This is a genomic window from bacterium, assembly GCA_035419245.1.
In the GTDB taxonomy this organism is placed as follows: Bacteria; Zhuqueibacterota; Zhuqueibacteria; order Residuimicrobiales; family Residuimicrobiaceae; genus JAKPUX01.
The window spans coordinates 298,270-317,745 of record DAOLSP010000001.1; the positions used below are offsets into that span (position 1 = coordinate 298,270).

At 59.4% G+C, this 19,476-nt stretch carries 16 protein-coding genes; 8 read left to right on the forward strand and 8 right to left on the reverse strand.

All coding sequences use genetic code 11. The features are described 5' to 3' along the window. Window positions 1-45: 45 nt before the first annotated feature. The 8 genes from PLH32_01170 to PLH32_01205 are packed head-to-tail and all read left to right on the forward strand — an operon-like array spanning window position 46 to window position 9,606. Entirely contained in the window at window positions 46-1,620 is a 1,575-nt protein-coding gene (locus tag PLH32_01170) for a capsule assembly Wzi family protein (GenBank protein ID HQJ63199.1), read from the forward strand. A 9-nt stretch (window positions 1,621-1,629) separates the two neighbouring features. Next, complete coding sequence (locus PLH32_01175) at window positions 1,630-2,772, forward strand: glycosyltransferase (protein ID HQJ63200.1); 1,143 nt, start codon at window positions 1,630-1,632, stop codon at window positions 2,770-2,772. A 5-nt stretch (window positions 2,773-2,777) separates the two neighbouring features. After that, window positions 2,778-3,932 (forward strand): glycosyltransferase, encoded by a 1,155-nt coding sequence (locus PLH32_01180; GenBank protein ID HQJ63201.1) that lies wholly within the window; start codon window positions 2,778-2,780, stop codon window positions 3,930-3,932. Further along, the gene (locus PLH32_01185; GenBank protein HQJ63202.1) at window positions 3,929-4,987 is read left to right on the forward strand and encodes a radical SAM protein; all 1,059 of its coding nucleotides are present in this window, start codon (window positions 3,929-3,931) and stop codon (window positions 4,985-4,987) included. Before PLH32_01180 ends, PLH32_01185 begins: the two co-directional genes overlap by 4 nt. After that, window positions 4,984-5,766: a DUF3108 domain-containing protein gene (locus tag PLH32_01190; protein HQJ63203.1), complete on the forward strand. Its 783-nt coding sequence runs from the start codon at window positions 4,984-4,986 to the stop codon at window positions 5,764-5,766. The genes PLH32_01185 and PLH32_01190 overlap by 4 nt, the downstream gene beginning before the upstream one ends. Before the next feature lies 1 nt (window position 5,767). Beyond that, on the forward strand, window positions 5,768-6,904 hold the full coding sequence (locus PLH32_01195) for a glycosyltransferase (GenBank protein ID HQJ63204.1): 1,137 nt from the start codon (window positions 5,768-5,770) through the stop codon (window positions 6,902-6,904). A gap of 15 nt (window positions 6,905-6,919) precedes the next feature. Continuing rightward, window positions 6,920-7,972, forward strand: coding sequence for a radical SAM protein (locus PLH32_01200; GenBank protein HQJ63205.1), 1,053 nt, complete (start codon window positions 6,920-6,922; stop codon window positions 7,970-7,972). Continuing rightward, window positions 7,969-9,606 (forward strand): CehA/McbA family metallohydrolase, encoded by a 1,638-nt coding sequence (locus PLH32_01205; GenBank protein ID HQJ63206.1) that lies wholly within the window; start codon window positions 7,969-7,971, stop codon window positions 9,604-9,606. Before PLH32_01200 ends, PLH32_01205 begins: the two co-directional genes overlap by 4 nt. 9 nt (window positions 9,607-9,615) lie before the next feature. Here PLH32_01205 and PLH32_01210 read toward each other — a convergent pair whose 3' ends face one another. From PLH32_01210 to smc, 8 genes are read right to left on the reverse strand one after another with little or no spacing between them, the layout of a single operon-like run. After that, window positions 9,616-10,080, reverse strand: coding sequence for a R3H domain-containing nucleic acid-binding protein (locus PLH32_01210; GenBank protein HQJ63207.1), 465 nt, complete (start codon window positions 10,078-10,080; stop codon window positions 9,616-9,618). A 30-nt stretch (window positions 10,081-10,110) separates the two neighbouring features. Beyond that, window positions 10,111-11,520, reverse strand: coding sequence for a UDP-N-acetylmuramate:L-alanyl-gamma-D-glutamyl-meso-diaminopimelate ligase (mpl, locus tag PLH32_01215; GenBank protein HQJ63208.1), 1,410 nt, complete (start codon window positions 11,518-11,520; stop codon window positions 10,111-10,113). A gap of 13 nt (window positions 11,521-11,533) precedes the next feature. Continuing rightward, window positions 11,534-12,406 carry a helix-turn-helix domain-containing protein gene (locus PLH32_01220; GenBank protein ID HQJ63209.1) on the reverse strand — a complete coding sequence of 291 codons (873 nt, stop codon included), beginning with the start codon at window positions 12,404-12,406 and terminating at the stop codon, window positions 11,534-11,536. 4 nt (window positions 12,407-12,410) lie between these two features. After that, window positions 12,411-13,010, reverse strand: a complete 600-nt coding sequence (locus tag PLH32_01225; GenBank protein HQJ63210.1) for a Maf family protein — start codon at window positions 13,008-13,010, stop codon at window positions 12,411-12,413. Continuing rightward, window positions 13,007-13,459 carry a D-aminoacyl-tRNA deacylase gene (dtd, locus tag PLH32_01230; GenBank protein HQJ63211.1) on the reverse strand — a complete coding sequence of 151 codons (453 nt, stop codon included), beginning with the start codon at window positions 13,457-13,459 and terminating at the stop codon, window positions 13,007-13,009. The genes PLH32_01225 and dtd overlap by 4 nt, the downstream gene beginning before the upstream one ends. Window positions 13,460-13,469: 10 nt before the next feature. Next, window positions 13,470-14,372 (reverse strand): geranylgeranylglycerol-phosphate geranylgeranyltransferase, encoded by a 903-nt coding sequence (locus PLH32_01235; protein ID HQJ63212.1) that lies wholly within the window; start codon window positions 14,370-14,372, stop codon window positions 13,470-13,472. A 23-nt stretch (window positions 14,373-14,395) separates the two neighbouring features. Continuing rightward, the gene (locus PLH32_01240; GenBank protein ID HQJ63213.1) at window positions 14,396-15,841 is read right to left on the reverse strand and encodes a GWxTD domain-containing protein; all 1,446 of its coding nucleotides are present in this window, start codon (window positions 15,839-15,841) and stop codon (window positions 14,396-14,398) included. Between the two features lie 9 nt (window positions 15,842-15,850). Further along, the gene (smc, locus tag PLH32_01245; GenBank protein HQJ63214.1) at window positions 15,851-19,435 is read right to left on the reverse strand and encodes a chromosome segregation protein SMC; all 3,585 of its coding nucleotides are present in this window, start codon (window positions 19,433-19,435) and stop codon (window positions 15,851-15,853) included. Window positions 19,436-19,476: the final 41 nt, after the last annotated feature.

Genomic DNA, 19,476 nt, shown 5'->3' on the forward strand with positions numbered 1-19,476 from the left:
CACCGCCAGGCACACCCGCATTTCACTCATGATGAGATTGGTCCGATGAAAGCCAGACGTCTCAGCCTTCTTCTTTTCCTCTGCGCCCTCCCCGCACTCGGGCAGAATGTCCATGTTCCACTGGACTATTGGGGATATGGATTTCTGGAGCGAATGGAGGCCAAGGGACTCTTCAAATCCCTGGCGCTTCTTGACCGCCCGCTCAATCGCAGCCAGGTGGCCGGACTGATTACAGCAATCGATTTGCGGTCGGCACAACAGCCCAACCTGCTCACGGAGACGGACCGGCGGCTTCTGGAACAGCTTCGGGGCGATTTTGCCGATGAACTCGGTACGATGACCGGGGCCGTAGCGCCCAAACGAAGAGAACTCCATGCCGCCCGCTGGCAGGAGGGTACCAGCCAGGCCTACCTCGATCTTTACAGCAGTATCAACGTCATTTCCAACCGCGGCGGGAGCTATCAGCCTGCCGATCTCCTCACCGAGGGCACGCTTGGCGCTATTCTGCGCGGCCACCTTGGCGGCGTTCTCGGCTTTTATGCCGATGCCCGGAACGCTGTCACCCGAGGCGAAAAGAGCGTCAGCGACCAGGACGAGAATTATGATGTCTCGAAAGGCTCACCCGTGACGGTTTCCGGCCCCAATGTATTTCGCGACCGCGCCCTTGCCTACTTCATCTGGGAAAAACCCTGGCTTCGCATTCAGGTGGGCCGGGACGAAATCGACTGGGGGCCAGGATTTCACAGCGGCCTGGCCCTCACCCGCAACATGCCGCCTGCCGATATGATCCGACTCTCAAGCCGCTTTCGCCGGGTCGCTTTCAGTAGTGCCCATCTCTTTTTGCGCAGCCCCTTGGGCGCCAAGTATCTTGCCGCACACCGGATCGATTTTCTCATCAAGCCCGGGCTCCAGTTCGGCGGCGGCGAAACCGTTGTTTATGGCAACCGTGATGTCGAGATGGATTATCTCAATCCACTCATGCTCTACCACATCGCCGAACACCATCTTGGCGACCGTGACAACAACACCCTCTTTCTGGATCTCAGCTGCACCCCACTTCCCGGCACCCGGCTCTATGCGCAATACTTTATTGACGATATGACCTCCACGCAAAGTCTAACCCGCTATTATGGCAACAAATTCGCCCTTTTAGCGGGCGCGCTGTGGAGCGATCCGCTCGGGGCTGACAATCTGGACCTGCGTCTGGAATACAGCCGGGTCGAACCCTTCGTCTACGCCCACCACGACTCTATCAATATCTATACCCACTATGACAAGGTTATCGGTCACTGGCTCGGCCCCAACTCGGACTCCGCCTATTTGCTGGCGGGATATCAGCTTGGACGCGATCTTCGCCTGGAAGCCAGTTTTGAGCGCATCCGCAAAGGGGAGGGCGCGGCTGACACCCAAGCCCGGCCCGGCAAGGGAACAACCAAGCATTTCCTCGACGGCCTTGTGGAGAAAAAATGCCTGACCGGATTTCGCATCCAGGACCAGCTCCGGCGCGATCTTTTCGTCGCACTCGCCTACACCTACGTCGCTAGCCGCAACGCGGGACGGGTTGCGGACCGCTCCGCCGGGGATCATTTGGCCCGTTTCGAAGTTGCCTATAATTACTAGCCTCCTCCGATGATTCCCCTGCTGATCGCCCTCACCGCCCTCTATATGACCGCGCTGCTCTTCATCCTGCAGGGCTTTCGCCGGCTAAAACCGCCGTCCGCCTCGATGGGCCGGCCCTTCATTTCCGTCCTGATTGCCGCGCGCAACGAAGCGGCGCATATCACGCCGCTGCTCGAGGCCCTCGACCGCCAGGATTACCCCCGTGACCGGCATGAAATTCTGATCATCGATGATGACTCGAGCGACACCACGGTCAAGGAAATCGACCGTTGGCAGCGTGCCCATCCCGGCTCCCCATTGCGTCTGATACACAGCCAGGGACGCGACCAGGTGATCTCGCCTAAAAAACACGCTCTGGCCCAGGGCATCGCCGCCGCACGCGGTGAAATCCTGCTCTTCACGGATGCCGATTGTCTGCCGCTCTCCACCTGGATCTCTGCCCTGCAGGGCTTTTTCACCCCGGAGGTCGGCATGGTGATCGGCTATTCCCCGTATGAGATCCCCCCGCCGCGCAGCCTGTTAGAGCGTTTTCTCGCCCTGGAGTCCCTCTCCCTGGCGGCTCTGGCCGCCGCAACCAGCGGCTGGAAGCGGCCGGCAACCTGTACCGGGCGCAATCTCGCTTACCGAAAAACGGTCTGGAAAGAGGTCGATGGTTTTACCGCGATCGCCGGCTTCATCTCCGGCGATGACGACCTCTTTCTCAAGCAAGTCCTCGAACGGACCCGCTGGCAGGTGACCTATGCCCTCACTCCAGAGGCGATCGTACCCACCCGGTTGCTCACCAACAGCCGTGCTTTTTTCCGCCAGCGCCTGCGCCACGCCTCCAAGGGTTTCCACTATGGTCCCAAAATGACCACATTGCTCGCACTAGCCTGGCTTTATAACCTGCTTCTGGTAGCCGGTACCATCCAGAGTCTGTGCCAATCCCCGATGGATCCCCGGCCATGGATGGCCTGGGCCGGTAAAAGCATGGCCGAATTGCTGTTGCTGATTCGCTTCGCGAAGCCGATGCGACGCTTGCAGTTTCTCGGGATTTTCCCTCTGGCGGAACTCCTGCATGTAGGGTATGTCGTCCTCTTCGGCGCCCTTGGACCGCTGAGCCGGATCCACTGGAAAGAGAATGCCGCGTCTACAGCGCCGGCGGGAGCATAAACACCATGCCGCTCATGTCCCTTTTCGCCTTTATCACCCTCACTCTTTCCGTGGTCTATTTTCTCACCATCCTGCTCTTTTTAATTGGATTGCGCCGGTCCGCCCTACCCGGCTGTGAGGATCTGCCGGCTGTCACGGTCGTCGTCGCCGCCCGCAATGAAGAGCTGCGGATCGGCGCATTGCTCGACGACCTCACTGAACAGGCCTATCCCGCCGGGCGCTACGAGGTCATCATCGCCGACGATGGCTCCAGCGACTGCACCGCGGAGATCGTGCACAGCCGCATGGAAAAATATCCTTTCATCCAGCTCCTCTCCATATCCGAGACTCCTCCCGGCTGGAGCCCGAAAAAATATGCCCTGCAACAGGCCATCGACCGGGCGCGGGGTGAGATCATCCTCGCCACCGACGCGGATTGCCGCCTCGGGAAACACTGGGCAGAAACTATGGTCCGTTATTTTCTCCCGGGTGTCTGCTTTGTCATCGGCTTTTCCCAGTACGGACGCTACGGCGAGCGGCAGAACACCATCGAGCGCCTGCAGGCCATGGATTTCATCCCGCTCATGGGAGTCGCTGAGGGCAGCTGCAACCTCGGACTGCCGCTATCGGCTTCAGGGCAGAACCTCGCCTTTCTCCGCCAGACCTTTCTTAAGGTCGGCGGCTACAGTCGGGTCGCCCACCGCGTCTCCGGTGACGACGTCTTGTTGCTGCAGCTCGTGCGTAGGCAGAGCGGTTGCCGCATCGTCTTTGCCGCGGATCCCGAGGCCTTTGTCAGCTCGGCCCCCCAGCCGACCTTGCGGGAACTGATCAACCAGCGCAAACGTTGGGCTTCCAATGGCTCCTTCCAGCTTTTCCTTAACCGCCCCTTCTTCGCCTATCTGGTGATGGTCTATCTTTATACCGCGTGCCTCTTCTGGGGTATTCCGCTCGCCGTGGTGCTGCACCAGCACCTCGGTATTTTTGCCCTCTGCCTTGCCGGCAAACTGGTGGGCGAGTGGGCTATCAGTTGGACCAGCGCCCGCCGTTACCGCCGCACAGACCTGCTCCGCTGGTTCCCGCTCTGGTTCGTCGCCCAGATCCCCTACATCACCTTCGTCGGGTTGATGGGCACCTTTGGCCAATTCAAATGGAAAGACCGCAAACACACAGCCGCTTTATGAGCCTTGATCTGCTGAAAAAAGGACCTCTCTTCGTCGCTCACGCCCTCAGCCGGCGCCCGCTCAATACGAGCACCGAGGTGCGTCTCACCCGGCTCTGTACCCAGCGCTGCCGCCAGTGCCAGGTGTACGAGCGCACAACCGAACCCGCCAGCATGAACCTCGCCATGTTTCGCCATCTCGCCCGGGAGCTGCGGAAGTATGGGGCTTATATCGGCTTTATTTCAGGAGGCGAAGCCACTCTGGTCCACGATCTGCCGGAAATCCTCCTCGAGGCAAAGCGAACCTTCCCGGTAGCGACCACCCTGGTCACCGGACTCTACAACACCTGCAACCGGATCCGCGAAATCGGCCGCTTCTGTCTCAGGCATGACATCAATATCCAGACCTCCCTCGACGGATTCGGCGAAACCGGAGATTTGTTGCGCGGCGCCAAGGATTTCAGCAGTACCGTCCTGCAACACATGGAGATGATCGCCGCCATGCGTGGCAGTTCGCGCTCCCTGCTTTACTGCAACATCGTCCTCAGCAATCTCAACCTGGAACAAGTGCCGGAACTCATCAGCACGGCCAAACGCATCGGCTGGAAGGCAACCATTGGCCTCTACCACCACCTGACCGAAACCACGCGCGATGATGACAATCTCGCGGTACAGGCTTGCGAACGACTCACGCGGCTTATGGCTTTTCTCGACCACAATCCCGACATCCTCAATCTCAATGCCTGGATACGCGGGGTGGAGCCCTTTGTACAGCGGGGCGAGACCACGCCGTGCCCCTTTGTCGCCTCGCGCTTGCTCAGCAGCCGGACAACCATAATGGAGAATGGGGATCTCCACCTCTGCTGGGGAGGTCCTATTGGCAATCTCTTCCAATCCCCGATGCGCGAGATTTTTTCGAGCCCAGCCTACCGCGAGCGGCTGGAGGCCTACCGGGGATGCCATGGCTGCTGGACCACCTGCTACACGCAACGCTATCTACTGGTCCATCCGCGTTCTCTGGGCGAAGCGTTCGACAATGGCCGCAAGATTCTCCGCATGCAAAGGCGGCGATCATGAACCGGCTGCGGCCCAAACTTATTCGGTTTGCCCGGCTGACCGGACTTGCGTTCGGTTTGCTGCCCCTCCGCAGCCTGGCACAATCCGCGCCGCCGCTCGCCTTCAACGAAGCCCTGAGCTTTTCCCTCTCCTTCAAGGGAATCGGTGCAGCCGAGGCGTTCATCCGTTTTCTGCCGGGAAATCCGCAGCAAATCGAGGCCCGCATCGACACCAAAACACTCACCAGCCTCATTTTTTCCATCCACAATCACTACTGGACCGAAGTGGATCCGGCTTCCGGCTTGCCACTGGTTGTGCACAAGACCATCGACCAAAGCAATCTCCAGCAGACCCTCGATATCCAGTATGACCGGACAGTCCATCTGGCCCGGGGCGGTCACCTGGGCACCTGGCCGATCCTGCCCGGCGCCCTGGACCTCTTCACCATGCTCTTCAAGCTGCGGCAGCTCTCCCCAGCGGCGGGGGATTCCATCGCTTTTCCCCTTGATATCGAAAGTCAGGCCTGGATCGCCAGCGGCAAAGTGTTTGAGGGTGGTGAGGTCAAAGGCCCCACCGGCCGGATCCGCGCACGGCAGGTGGTGCTGCGGTTCAGCCGCAGAGGCGGTGCAGCAGCGCGCGCATGGAAAACCGATCTATTGACCAACCGCATCGTCCGGCCAGAAGGCCTGTTGACCGTCTACCTCGGTCCGCCACCCGCCAATCTTCCCCTGCTGTTGCAGTTCGGACCATCGGATCAGCGGGTCATCATGCGCCTCAAGCGCTCTCAGGAAGGAAAGTGATTTGTCCACGCTTCTGCTCATCCTTTGCGGCTTGTACGCCGTCATGGTTGTTGTGCTACACCGTCAGCTCGGTAGCCTTTTCGCGGAGGATTCGCAACCGCAAGCCTGGGAGCCGCCGGTGAGCGTGATCATCGCCATCCGCAACGAAGCGCCCCACTTGTCCGCCTGCCTTGACTCGATCGCCGCGCTCGAGTATCCCGAAGAAAAACTCGAGGTGTTCCTCATCGATGACGATTCAAGTGACGGCTCGACGCAGCTACTGCAGGCTTTTTGCGCGGCCCATCCGCGCGTGCGCGCGATCCACCTCGCGCGCGGCCAAAAAATGTTGCCGGGCAAAGCCGGCGCCGTCTATGCCGGCATACTCGAAAGCCACGGCGAAGTCCTTTTCGTCACCGACGCGGACTGCCGCGTTCCATCGGGTTGGATCCGCCAGTTGCTCGCCGCCTTCACACCGGCGGTCGGCCTGGTCGGCGGCTTTACCTTTATGGATCTTCTGCCCGTCCGGCGACACCGCTTCGCAGCCATCCAGGCCCTGGACTGGCTTTATCTCCTGGGCATCGCGGCGGCCGCCATCCGCCTCGGCAAACCTCTAAGCTGGATGGGTAATAACATGGCCTTCCGGCGCAGCACCTATCTCGATGTCGGCGGATATCCTGCCCTCGGCCCCAGCCTCATCGAGGATTTCGCCCTCCTCGACGCGATCTCACGCAGGAGCCGATGGCAGGTACGCATCACAACTGCCCGGACCGCGGCGGTCACGAGCCTTCCGATGACGACACTGCCGGCCTTCTATAGCCAGCGCCGCCGCTGGGCGCTCGGTATCCGCCAGGTGCGCCTCTTCGGCAAAGTACTGATGTCGATCAGCTATACCTGTCACCTCGGGATCCTGGCGGCGCTGAGCTTTGCCCAACCTGTCGGTTTTTGGGCTCTCGCGGTGCTCCTGGCAAGCGATTTCGCCCTCTGCTGCACGATGACGCGCAAGACCGGCCATGATGAGCTGCTGCGTCATTTCCCCGGTTTTGAGTTCTTTTATTTCACCTATAGTCTGATCCTGCCGCCGCTGATGCTCTTCGACCGGCGCATCCGCTGGAAAGATCAGAACTATCCGGCGCACTCTGGCCGGCCACCGCAGGCCTGAATCTCGGGAGGAACCATGCCCTGGCTGCCTCCGTTGTTGCTCCATTACTATATCACCGGGCGATGTAACAGCCGCTGCGGCATCTGCGATATCTGGCGTGAATCAACCGGGGCATCCGCCCGGCTGGAGGATGTGGCGCGCAACCTCGCGTCAGCAGCCCGCCTCGGTCTCCGCTTCGTCGATTTCACCGGCGGCGAGCCCCTTCTGCACCCCGATCTGGCGCAAATGCTCAAGCTGGCCCGAAGTGCCGGACTGCGCACAACCTTGACGACCAATACACTGCTCTACCCGGAACGCGCTGCAGAACTGGCGGGCCTGGTCGATTTTCTCCATTTCTCCCTTGATGCGGCCTCCGCAGACGATCACGATCAACTGCGCGGGGTTCCCTGTTTCGCCGCCGTAATGACCAGCATCGACCGGGCACGTCAGTACGGCGAGAGACCGGATATTCTCTTCACAGCACAATCCAGTACGCTGCACCATCTTCCCCACCTGGCGGAATTCTGCCAACGCCTAGGATTGATCCTCATCGTTAACCCGGTATTTTCGCACCGGCAGCTTCGCGAGCTTTCGTCCGCGGATCTTGCGGTGATCGAACAGTACGCGTGTAAACCCTTCGTTTATGTCAACCGCGCCCTGCACCGGCTGCGGCGGCAAGGCGGTAACCACACCACTGCGCCGCGCTGCCGCGTGGTCGACGGCGTCGTGGTGATTTCGCCGCAAAACGAGCTCATCCTGCCCTGTTTTCATCACGAAGCGGAGCGTATCCCGCTGGATCCGGGGCTGGAGGCGGTCTGGAAGGGGGCTGAGGTGTACCGGCAACGCCTCATGCAGGGACGCCGATCCGAATGCGAGGGCTGTACCTTGAACTGCTATTTCGATCCCTCTTTCACCTACCGCTTCGACCGGTTCTTCGTCCAAAGCCTGGCCGCCAAAGCCAAATACAGTATCGAAAAATACCTACGCCATCCCCTGATGAAATCCGCCCGGCAGATGGACCTGCGGCCCGCTGCCGCAATCATGGCTGAACTCCAGGGATCGCAGGATAGCCTCCGGGAGGCGTTATGATTTCGCCCGCGTCCCTCGACCATCCCCTGACCAACACGCTTATTGCCGGCTTCCTGCTTTACGTCGAAACCCATTATCGGATTGGCCGGCTGCCAAGCCGATACTTCCGCCGTCGTGCGGAGATTCTTTTCGACCTCCCGCATCGCATCGCTCCCGGACGTACTCTCCCTTTGCTCCTGATGATCAAAGATGCCGACCGGTATCCGGTCGAACTCCTGGAAATCCAGACGGCTATCACCATGGGGGCGAAGACCCTTGTGAATGAGACAATCGCGCTGGGCGGCGAGAAGGTCCATCAACCTCTCTGGTGGCGCACGTTTCCGCTGACGCTCCCGGCCGTCCATGGCGCTTTACAGGTCACACCGCTGCTGATTTGCCGCCAGGGGGGCCGGCTGCATCGCGTCCAGGTCGATAACTATCCCACCCTCCGCCATGCCCCCTTGAAGGTCTGGCACGATGACGGGGACCTGCCCGGTATCGGCCGCTGGTGCTTTGGCGATCTCCATTACCACAGCCACCTGACCTCCGACCAGGTCGAATTCGGCGCACCGCCCGAAGCTGCGGCTGCCGCCGCAACGGCCATGGGACTCGAATTCTTTGCGGTCACCGACCATTCCTACGATCTCGATGACGGCTGGGACGATTATCTCCACGCGGATGCCACCCTGGGTAAGTGGCACTGGTTGCTCGAATTCACCAGGGAATGGAATGAGGCGGGCCAGTTGCCGGTCATCCTTGCAGGGGAGGAACTCTCCGCGGGCAATTGCCGTGGCCGGAACGTCCATTTTCTGCTGCTCAATGAGCCCGATTTTTACCCTGGCTGGGGAGATTCTGCAGAGCATTGGCTGCGGTGCCGGCCGCAATGGCGGATCTCCGAGGTATTGGAGCGACTGCGCGAAACCAGCCTCGCCTTCGCCGGTCATGCCGCGTCGCGCCCGCCGCGGTTGCAGCGCCTTTTCCTCGGCCGTGATCACTGGCGCGCCCCGGATTATGAGCATCCCCGTCTCGACGGCGTGCAAATGTGGAACAGCCTCCACGACGCCAGCCTGGAGCGCGGCCTGGCGGTTTGGAGGCACCTCTTGCTCTCCGGCCGCCGCGCGGTCCTGGTCGGCGGCAACGACGCCCACGGAGACTGGGGGCGTTGGCGTCAGATCGCTTTTCCTCACCTCACCCTGAAGGAAAAGGAGGAGCATCTTTTCGGCCAGGTCCGCACCGGCGTGGCGCGTCCCCCAGGGCGGTTGACTCCGTCATCGCTACTGGAGGCGTTGCGGGCGGGCCGCTGCCTGGTCACCAGCGGCCCCGCCGCGTGGCTGGAACTCACCGCAGCCGGGGGCACGGTGATGGAGATCGGCGACACCTGCACTGCACCGCCGCTCAGATGGTCGATCGGGGCGGAATCGGCCCCAGCTTTCGGCCCGCTCGAGTCCGTGACGCTATGCATCGGCGACCTGAGACAGAAAAAAGAAACCCGCCGGTCGCTCACCAAAGCAACCGCGGGTTCCTGGGTGTTCCATATGGAGGAGGCGGCCCCGGCGCTTCCTGCGCGCGGCTATCTTCGTCTCGAAGTGAGTAGCCGGCGCGATGCCACAGTCTACCGCTGCTTCACCAATCCCCTCATTTTGTGCCGAGATTGAACCCCGGCGTCAAATCAGCTTGATCTTCTTGATCATCTTTTTTAAGCTGCGTCCGTAGAGCTCCGGCTCGATCTCAATATGGCGCTCCGCCCCTTCGCCATGACTGACCCCTTTCACCGCATCGTTCCCCTTGAGCACCTCGTGGATGATAAACCGTTCATAGCTGCTCATGGGCGGCAGGGCCACTTTCTGGCCGGTCTTGATCGCCTGCTCGGCACTCCGCTCGGCCAGACGGCGAAGATTGCCAACCGGATAGACCCGTAGTTCGTATTCGTTTTCGGTGATCTTGTAGGTCTTGGTGGCGTATTCCGTGCTGTGGTCAAAATGGCGGTGCACCTGGCGCCGCTCGCTGGCATCCAGTTGCGTCAGGCAAACGGGAGCGAGCGCATCCATCAGGTTATCCTCGACCTGCTTCACCAGTGCAATGATTTTGGGACTCGACTCCTCGCGGGGGGTTCTGCTTCTTCTATCCATGTAATGGGACCTCTCACCTTTAAAAGCCGTCTATTCCTTTAATGCCGTCAATAATTTATCATGAATGCCCCCAAAGGGACCGTTGCTGAAGGAAATGACCACATCTCCCGGCTGGATACGGCTGAGGAGGTATGTGAGCATCTCATCGACTGATGCCACCGCAACGGCCTCCCGACCCATGCGGCGCAAGTCGGCCGCTAGGGTTTCGGTGGAGAAAAGCTGTCCCGCCGGGGCCTTATCAGGTCGGTCGACCGGGGCGATCAGGGCGGCATCCGCCTCGGCAAAGGCTGTGGCCATCTCGTTTTGAAAAACCGAGCGCCGAGTCGTGGCGGAGCGCGGTTCAAAGAGCGCCCAGATCCGCCTGTCCGGATGGCAGCGGCGAAACCCCCGCAAAGTCTCGAGGATAGCCGTCGGGTGATGGCCGAAATCATCATAAATTGCGACACCGCCGGCCTCTCCCTTGAACTCGAGACGACGCCGGATGCCGGTAAAGCTCTTCAGCGCGGCCTGTATGGAAGAAAAGGCGATACCGCCATGCCGGGCCACAGCGATCGCCGCCAGCACGTTGCGCACATTATGATCCCCAAGGAGGTCAACCTCCACCTCCCCCAGGGCCTCACCGCCGTGCAGGACGGTGAACCGGATTCCCGTCCCGGTCAGCACAAGGTCACGAGGCTGCCATAAAGCCTCTACAGAGAAGCCAAAACTCTCAACCGGACAAAAAGCCCGTTCGCTGACACCACGAACCGTCTCGTAATCGGCACAACTGACCAGAAGGCCGCTGCGCGGAATCAGGTTGACGAAGCGGCGGAAGGCGACCAGGATCTCTTCCAGATTATTGTAGATATCGGCATGATCGAACTCGATGTGGTTGATAACACCGATATCCGGAAGGTAGCGCAAGAACTTGGCGGCCTTGTCAAAGTAGGCCGAATCATACTCATCTCCCTCCAGAATGATCTCCTCGCCCTTGCCAACTTGAAAGCCGCGACCAAAATTATTGGGGATACCGCCGACGAGGAAATTGGGATCACGCCCGGCTTGCTCGAAGATCCAGGCGATCAGGGAGGTCGTGGTCGTCTTGCCATGGGTGCCTGTGACCACAATCGAGCGGTGCCCGCGGATGCAAAATTCCCGCAGGGCGTCCGGCAGCGAGATATAGGGAATGCGTCGGTCGAGTATCTCCTCGATCTCGACATTGCCGCGCGAAATAACATTGCCGACCACCACCAGATCGGGCGCGGGATCGAGATGGGCTGGGTCAAAACCGGAAAACGCCTCAATCCCCAGTGTGGCAAGAAAATCGCTCATCGGTGGATAGATACCGCTATCCGACCCATAGACCCGGTACCCCATGTGCTGGAGCATCGCCGCCAGGGAGGCCATGGCCGTACCACAAATAGCGAGAAAATAGATACGCTGCGGTTTTCTGGCATTCATCGCGCTTCGTCCCTCAGGGTTGCATCCGGGTGAGCAGGGCGGGCGCCGCGGTGGGATCGAGCGGGGCCACCCCCTCTTTGGTCACCACGATCGTCACCACCTGGCCCTTCTTGCCCGGATAGCCAAGGTCCTGACCATCCAGAGCCAGCCGGATCCCTCCGGCATTGCCGATCTTGAGGTAGAATTTCTCCGGGCTGATCCACGACCGGCTCAGACCTTCCGTAAAAACCCCTTCCTCGACCAGACTGTCCTGGTAGACAATGCGGACCCAGGCGGTCTCCTCCGACTTTAAGGTTAGCATCAACCGGGAAACGGCCGTGCTGTCCACTTTGTTATGCTCATCCACGGGCACCAGGGGAGCATCCCGCAAGGGCTGGTTCTCTGCCGTCGGAGCGACAACGGAGATCCCGGCATCCATGGGATTTGGCTCCTTGCTTGGTTTGTGGCTGAAAAAAACATAGAGCAGCGCGAGAAGCGCGAGAAGCATAAGACCCAGTGTGAAGGGACTTTTGAAGCGGCCGGTATCATCGGGTTCACGCCGCTCCTCCGGCTCCAATCGCAGGCTCTTTTCGGCCGGCGGGGCAAAGGGTTTATCCGGTGCTGGTTGTGCCGCCGTCTCGGCTGTGGAACGGTCGGGGACCGCAGTACCACGGGCATTGTCGAAACGCCGCATCATCACCTCCGGATCAAGACCGATCTCGGCGGCCACGGCACGGATGAAGGCCCGGATATAGACAACCGGTAAAAAGCCAAAATCGCCCTGTTCCAGTTTTTCCAGAAACCCTTCGGTGATCTTGGTCCTGGCGGAAAGCTGGGCGATGGTCATGCCCTTTTCCTGGCGCTGTCGAGCGATCTCTTCGCCCAGGGATTTCAATTCTTCATTCACAGGCTTACTCTTTGTTAAAATTCAACAGGGTCAAATAAAATCGGGTTAAGGGAAATCCGACGACATTGTAAAAACAGCCCTCAATCCGGTCGGCAAACAGCGCACTCTGGTCCTGAATACCATAAGCGCCGGCCTTGTCCATCGGACCACCCGAATCGACATAACTGCGGATCTCCCATTCCTCCAGGGGACGAAAATGGACATTGGTCACCTCATAACCGGTGATGCTCTCTCCCTCTGGCCGGTAGTGAATGGCAAATCCGGTATAGACCTGATGGGTGCGCCCGCTCAGCCGCCGCAGCATCTTGGCGGCTTCGTCCTCGTCGACGGGTTTGCCGAGAATTTCCTCATCGAGCACCACGATGGTATCAGCGCCGACGATCAGGCCGGTCTCCACGCGGCGTCCGACCTCTTCTGCCTTGGCCAGAGCGAGGGTCTGCACATGCCGGGCGGGATCAGTCTCGGTGCAGGCCGCCTCGTCCACGCTGCTGGGGATGACATGAAATTTCAGGCCGATCAGCTGCAGCAGCTGTTTGCGCCGCGGTGATTGGGAAGCCAGATAACATGGACGATGGGGTAGATGGTTTTCAAGATACATGGTCATACCTCAAATTCATCGCTGTCTAGATACAGGGTAAAGGGGCCCTCATTGGCCAACTCAACTACCATTTCGGCACCGAACCGGCCTCTGGCGGTCCTGAATCCCAGCCGACCCAGGACTGCGAGAAAATGCTCGTAGAGCGGTTCCGCGATCTCCGGACGCGCTGCATAGGAAAAACCCGGCCTCCGACCGCGACGGCAGTCGGCGTAAAGGGTAAACTGGGAGATGACCAGCATCTCCGCGCCCACCTCCGCCGCCGAAAGATTGGTCTTGCCCGCAGTGTCGGCAAAAATCCGTAGCTGCGCGATCTTTTCAGCCATCCGCTCAGCGATCTGCGGGGTATCCTCGCTGTGGATGCCCAGAAGAATGGTCAAGCCGCGTCCGATCGCTCCGATGACTTCGTCACCCACCCTGACCTGAGAATGGGTGACCCGCTGCAATAGTGCCCGCATGAGTTCTCCTTCACCAGCGCCCGGCGTAGATGGCCAGAAGCCCCACCAGCATGTCCGCCTTGAGCACGGAGCTCGTCCACCCCCAGGTGGCGCGACCCGGCCGGCGCCATATCGCCCAAATCACCAGCAGCAGCACGGAATGGACGCCCGCCAACAGGATCAGCAGATAACCGATGCCGTAGAATCCCAGCGTCCAGGGTGCCCAGGTTACCACCAGGAGTAGCAGCAGCACGGCAGTGGCCAGCCGCCGCGCGGGGAGGAGGCCATAAACCACCGGAAGTGTCATCGCCTGTAAAGCGGCATCTCCCTCCACATCCTCCATATCCTTGATGATTTCGCGACCGAGGTGCATCAAAAAGCTGAAAACCGCGGGGATCAGGGCTCGCTGGAAATGACCAACCGCGACGCCGCCAAAAAAGAAAGCCAGCCCGGTCACCAGGCTCACAGCCAGATTGCCCCAGAGTACCGTGCGCTTGAGGCGCGCGCTGTACCAGTAGAGCAGCAGGCTGGAGGAGAGGGTGATGACCAGAGCCCAGAAATTGATCAGGAACGCCAGAACCACAGCCGCCGCAAAACAGAGCAACACAAAGAGCAAACACTCGCCTTTGGTGATCCGAGCTGAGGGCAAAGGTCGATGCGGCTTGTTGATGCGGTCGATCTCGATGTCAAAGTAATCGTTGATCCCGTTGGCTGCAGCCGTGATCAGCGCCCCGACCGCACACGCTAGGATCAACTGCCGCCAGGCTGCGTCGATGCCGCATACCGATCCCGCCAGAAAGATAGAAAGCCCGGCGATGAGGACATTCATTGGCCGGGAGAGCGCATAAAAGGCGCTCAGCGTCTCCGTCAAACGGTGGAATTCGAACCTCGACCGCGTGCTGCGCGGAGCGCTGGAGAATTCGCCCGGTGGCATGGCTTCATCCCCTCTTTCGCGGATCAATTGCTGGGGTTCTTCCAGTGTTCCCAATCCTCGTCATAGATCTCGCCACGGGCTGTGGAGTGGACGAGCTCGAGGTCGCCGGTGTCCCGCTTGTCGACAAAATAGAACTGCACCCCGCCCTGGACGGAGTAGTAGTGCCAGATTTCATAGGCGCGGTTGTCATTGCTGAACGGGAATCGTTCCACCTCGTCCGGAGCGCCATAAACCAGCAGAATGCGGCCGCGGTCGGTGCGCCATCCCTCACGAAATGAGCCGCGATACGAGGTGTTGGCCTTTTGCACCCGCGCAAGATAATCCTGCTTGTATTCATTCTCTGGCGTGCCCGGACTGGGATCGCGCCCGGACCAGAATTCCTTCATGAAAGCCCGTTTGCCCGGTAGATTGAGCTTCTTGAAGGTGTTGCGCTCCTCCTTGGTCGAGATATAGCGGGTGTAGTCAAACTCCTGGTTGATCTCCTTCTCGCCCATCGTCTGATAACGATCGGCATCGATGCCGGCGCTGCCTGCTCCCTTAATCTCCTCCGGCTTTTGCAGAGGGGCGGCTGCCTCTCCGGCAAAATCCCCCTCGCGATAGACAAAAAACTTACGCAGACCCGTTGCCTTCAACCCGGTCTCCAGGTCGGTCACCTCTTCCACCACCCGATAGGCGCCCGAGACCAGGGTGACCACGTTGATCCCCGTCACCTCGACGGCGGAATCGCCCGGCTTGTTGCGCATCCGCGGTGCTACCTCCTTGACCGCTTGACCCTCGGCATTGTAGATTTTATAGGCAACACGGTATTTACCCCCGCTGTCACTGCTGGCCGGAGCCAGATGGTAGATTTCGGAATAAAGATAAAGAATGGGCAGCCCGAGACCAAAGAGTCCCGAGGGATTGGGCGTAACCTGAAATCCGTTCTTGAAAAAGGGGGATGCGGTGGTATCACGAATGATAGATCCACTAATGTGAAGATCGCTGAGCTCGAGGCCCGGTCCCTTAAAGGCCGCAATTTGCAGGGGAAAGCGGTAGGTTCCCTTTGCGGTTCCACTATGGAGATCCTCGATCGTGAAGGCGAGCGTATAATCGCCGTCCGGCAGGATAAAATGGTTCAGGCAAAAGAGACTCTGGTCCCCGCTGATATCGGCCAGGCTGTCGACGTAATTGACATTCCGCCAGATCTTCGAACCCACCAGCGAGTCCTGGCGAAAAACCTCGGCGGTCGCCTTGAACTCCGCCTTAAAGCGCCCCTGATCCTGAAGGTAGGTCAGCTGCTTCCGCGGGATGACTGCATAGAGCTCACAATAGGTAAGGCTATCCGAATAATACGAGCGGGCATAATCGATGTTGAAGCGGAATTGCGGCTCTGACTTCTGCGTCTCCTGACCAGCAGCCGGCTGCAGCAAGGCAGCCAGAGCGAGAAAAATCCCTGTGATGGCTGGACGCCATTTGATCTTAACCCGCATGACTCCTCCTTAATTGACTGGCGCAGCGCCGGCCTCAGGCACCAATTGATCGTTTTTCATTGGATCGAAACGGACGGAGACCAGTTTGGAGATGCCCTGTTCCTCCATCGTGACGCCGTAGAGCTGGTCGGCTGCGCGCATGGTGAGCTTGTTGTGCGTCACGACGATAAATTGGGTATTTTGGGAAAATTCACGCAAGGCATGTGTGAAACGCTGGACATTCTGATCATCGAGCGGAGCGTCCACCTCGTCAAAAATGCAGAAGGGGCTCGGCTTGACTAGATAAATGGCGAAAAGCAGCGAGATGGCGGTCAGCGACTTTTCTCCGCCCGAGAGTAGGCTCAAAGCCGCCGGCTTCTTGCCGCCCGGGGTGGCGAAGATTTCGATCTCCGATTCGAGCGGATCAGCCGTCTCCTGTAATACCAGACTGGCCCGGCCGCCAGCAAAAAACTTGCTGAAAACCTCAGCAAAATTCCGCTGCACCTGCTCGAAGGTCTCGAGAAATTTCTGCCGCGCGGTCGTGTTGATAATCTCAATCGTGTCCGTGAGATTTTTTCGCGCCTTGATGAGATCATCGCGCTGGGTCTGCAAGAATTCAAGCCGTTCTTTCTCCTGCTCATACTCCTTGAGGGCAAGGAGATTGACCGGTCCCACCTCCTTGATGCGCTCACGCAGACTCTCGAGCTGCTGGCGCACAGTATCTGCATTGAACTCAGGTTCCGCTGCCTGCCGCTGTGGTTTGTATTCGAATTCCGTCCACATCCGTGCCTGCAGATTCTCCGCCTTCAGCTTCAGTTCGGAAACCCGCAACTCGATCTGATGCGCAGACTCGGAGAGCAAGTCGAATTTGCTACGCGAAGAACGGATCAGCTTTTCCGCCTCCGCTACCCGCGTGTTGGCCTGGTACTGCTGCTCTTCCAGTTCGTCGAGCACCGCCTGCAATTCGAACCGGCGGGCCTGCTGCCTGCGAACCTCCTCGTTGTAGTGCTCGTTGACCTCGCCCAACTCCTGGATCTCGGCCGCCGCCTTTTGGCTCTCTTCGAGACGCGACTTAATCAACGACTCGGTCTCGGCTATCTGCTGGCTGAGGGCATCGCTCTCACGGCGCATTGCCTCAAAGTCACTCTGTAGCCGGGCGACCTCCACGTTCAACTCGCGTGCCTCTTTTGCAGCCAAATCGACCCGTTGCTCGATCCCCTTGATCTCCTCGCCCAATGCTGCAGCCTTGAGGGCATTCTCCTTGCGCTGCATCTGCAAATCATCGGCGCCCAGGCTTTGCAGCTCCAGATTGTGGCCAAGCTGACTCAATTCTCCGATCAGCCGCTGTTTCTCGCTCTCGCGCTTGGCCCGGCTCTCGCTGAGCGCCTGCTCCTCGAAGGTCTGGCGACCCAGCTGAATCCGCAACGAACCCAGCGCCTGTTCCGCTTCCAGGATATCCTTGCGCAGTTTCTCGGCTTCGATCTTGTTTTCCTGGATTTCGGTTTCACGTTGAGCCAATTGGATCCGGCGTGCCTCGGCAGCCTGGTTCAACTTTTCAAGCTCTTTGATCAATCCACCCAGCTGCTCCTGCCGGCCGACGAAATCGGATTGGCTCTTGCTTAGCACTCCGCCGCGGATAAAACCGCTATGCGCCAGAACTTCGCCGGACAGCGTCACGACATTGTAGGACTGGCCCCGCAATGCCGCGAAGACCCGATGCGCCGTCTGCAGATCCTGGGTGACGATGAAGGGGCCCAACACATGACGGACCAGGCCCTGAAACCGCTCTTCACAGGAGACCAGTTCATCGGCCCAACCGATCACCCCCAAATCCGACAGAGTCGGCCGCTCGCGCAGACTCTCGCCCATCTCCAGCCGCGGCGCAAAAGTGACGATGCCCCGCCTCTCCTCGCGCAGCAGCCCAATGCCGTTGAAGGCCATGGTGGACTCCTCCACCACCAGATAGGTGGCCGCCTCCGCCAGCGCCGCAGCGATGGCGGTGCGATGCTGATTCTCGACCCGGATGATATTGGCCAGTGGCCCGTGGGTGGCAAAACCTTCCTTCTTTAGGGTTGCGAGAAAACGCACACCGGCGGGATAATCCTCAAAGGTATCGATCAGCCGGCGCACCATCTCGGCTTGATGACCGAGCACCTCGATCCGGCTGCGATCCTGGGATTCAGCTTTTTGCAGTGCCTCAAAGAGCCGCTTCGCCTCCTCCTCTCGTCGGCTGATTTCAACTAAACGCTGCTTGCTTTTGCCGAGCGTTTCAACCAGACCCGCCTCTTCTGCACGACTCGCGGCGAGGATCTCCGTCAACTCCGCTGCGCGGGCCTCTTCGCGCGCCGCTTCGTTTTCCAGCTGCCTGATGCGTTGGCTGAGGTTTTCTTCGGTTGCCTTGAGGCGTTCCCCCTCATTCTGCTTCCGGCTCAGTTCTTCGGTGATCCGCAGCACCTGAGTCTCCGCTTCGCGGGCGAGAACACGCTGCGTCTCGAACTGGATGCGGACCGCTTGATACTCCGCGTTTTTCTTCTCATACTCCGCGCGCTTTTCTTCGAGATGGTGTTCTGCCACACGCAGCCGCTCCCGGGTGGTGTTGTACTTTTCCTGCAATTCCACCAGCCGGGCCTCAAACAGCTCTTTCTCCTGGCTGGACCGCACACCGGCCTCTTCCAGGGAGCGGATGCGCTCCTTGTTGACCAGAATCCGCTCCTCAAATTTCTGGATTTCACGGGCCAGGTCGGAGACCGCGCGCTGGTTTTCGAGCAATTTTTTCTCAATTTCAAGCAGCTGGGCGCGCGTGGCCTCATAATCGGCATCCTGGCTGGCGAGCAAACTCGAGGCACCTTCCCGCTCGTCCTTGATCAAGCCCAGCTTGACTTCGGCAGGCTCGAGCTCATCCAGAATCTGGCTAAAGTCGTGATTCGCCAGCTTGATTTCCTGGTCGCGCAGCTCGGTGATAATCTCTTGATAACGCTCCGCCTTGGCCACCTGGCGTCGCAACGAGCGCACATTCTTTTCCACTTCGGACATGATGTCCTCGATGCGGATCAGATCCTTTTCGGTCGATTCAAGTTTGCGGAAGGTGGCCTTGCGTCGCAGCTTGTATTTTGTGATCCCTGCGGCCTCTTCGAAGATGTGCCGCCGTTCATCTTCCTTGCCGCTGAGGATGCGCTCAACCTGAGGCAGCTCGATCACGGAATAGGTATGCGGACCGGCTCCCGTATCCATGAAAAGATCCAGAATATCCTTAAGGCGGCAGCTGTTGCCGTTGATGAGGTACTGGCTCTCGCCGGAACGAAACAGCCGGCGCGTGATAATAACCTCGGCATAATCTATCGGCAAGGTGTTGCCGCTGTTCTCGATCTTCAGCGAGACCTCGGCCATGCCGACGGGTTTGGCTGTGGCGGTACCGTTAAAGATCACGTTGCCCATCACTTCGCTGCGCAAGGCGCCACTCTTCTGCTCGCCCATGACCCAGCGGATCGAATCGACAATATTGCTCTTGCCGCAGCCGTTTGGGCCGACGATACCGGTTATGCCGTCATGCATCTTGAGATGCGTCTTTTTGGCAAAAGACTTGAAACCGACTATAGTTAGTTCTGAAAGGTACACACGGCCCCGTCAATATTGGTTGGATTAGTCATCGAATAAAT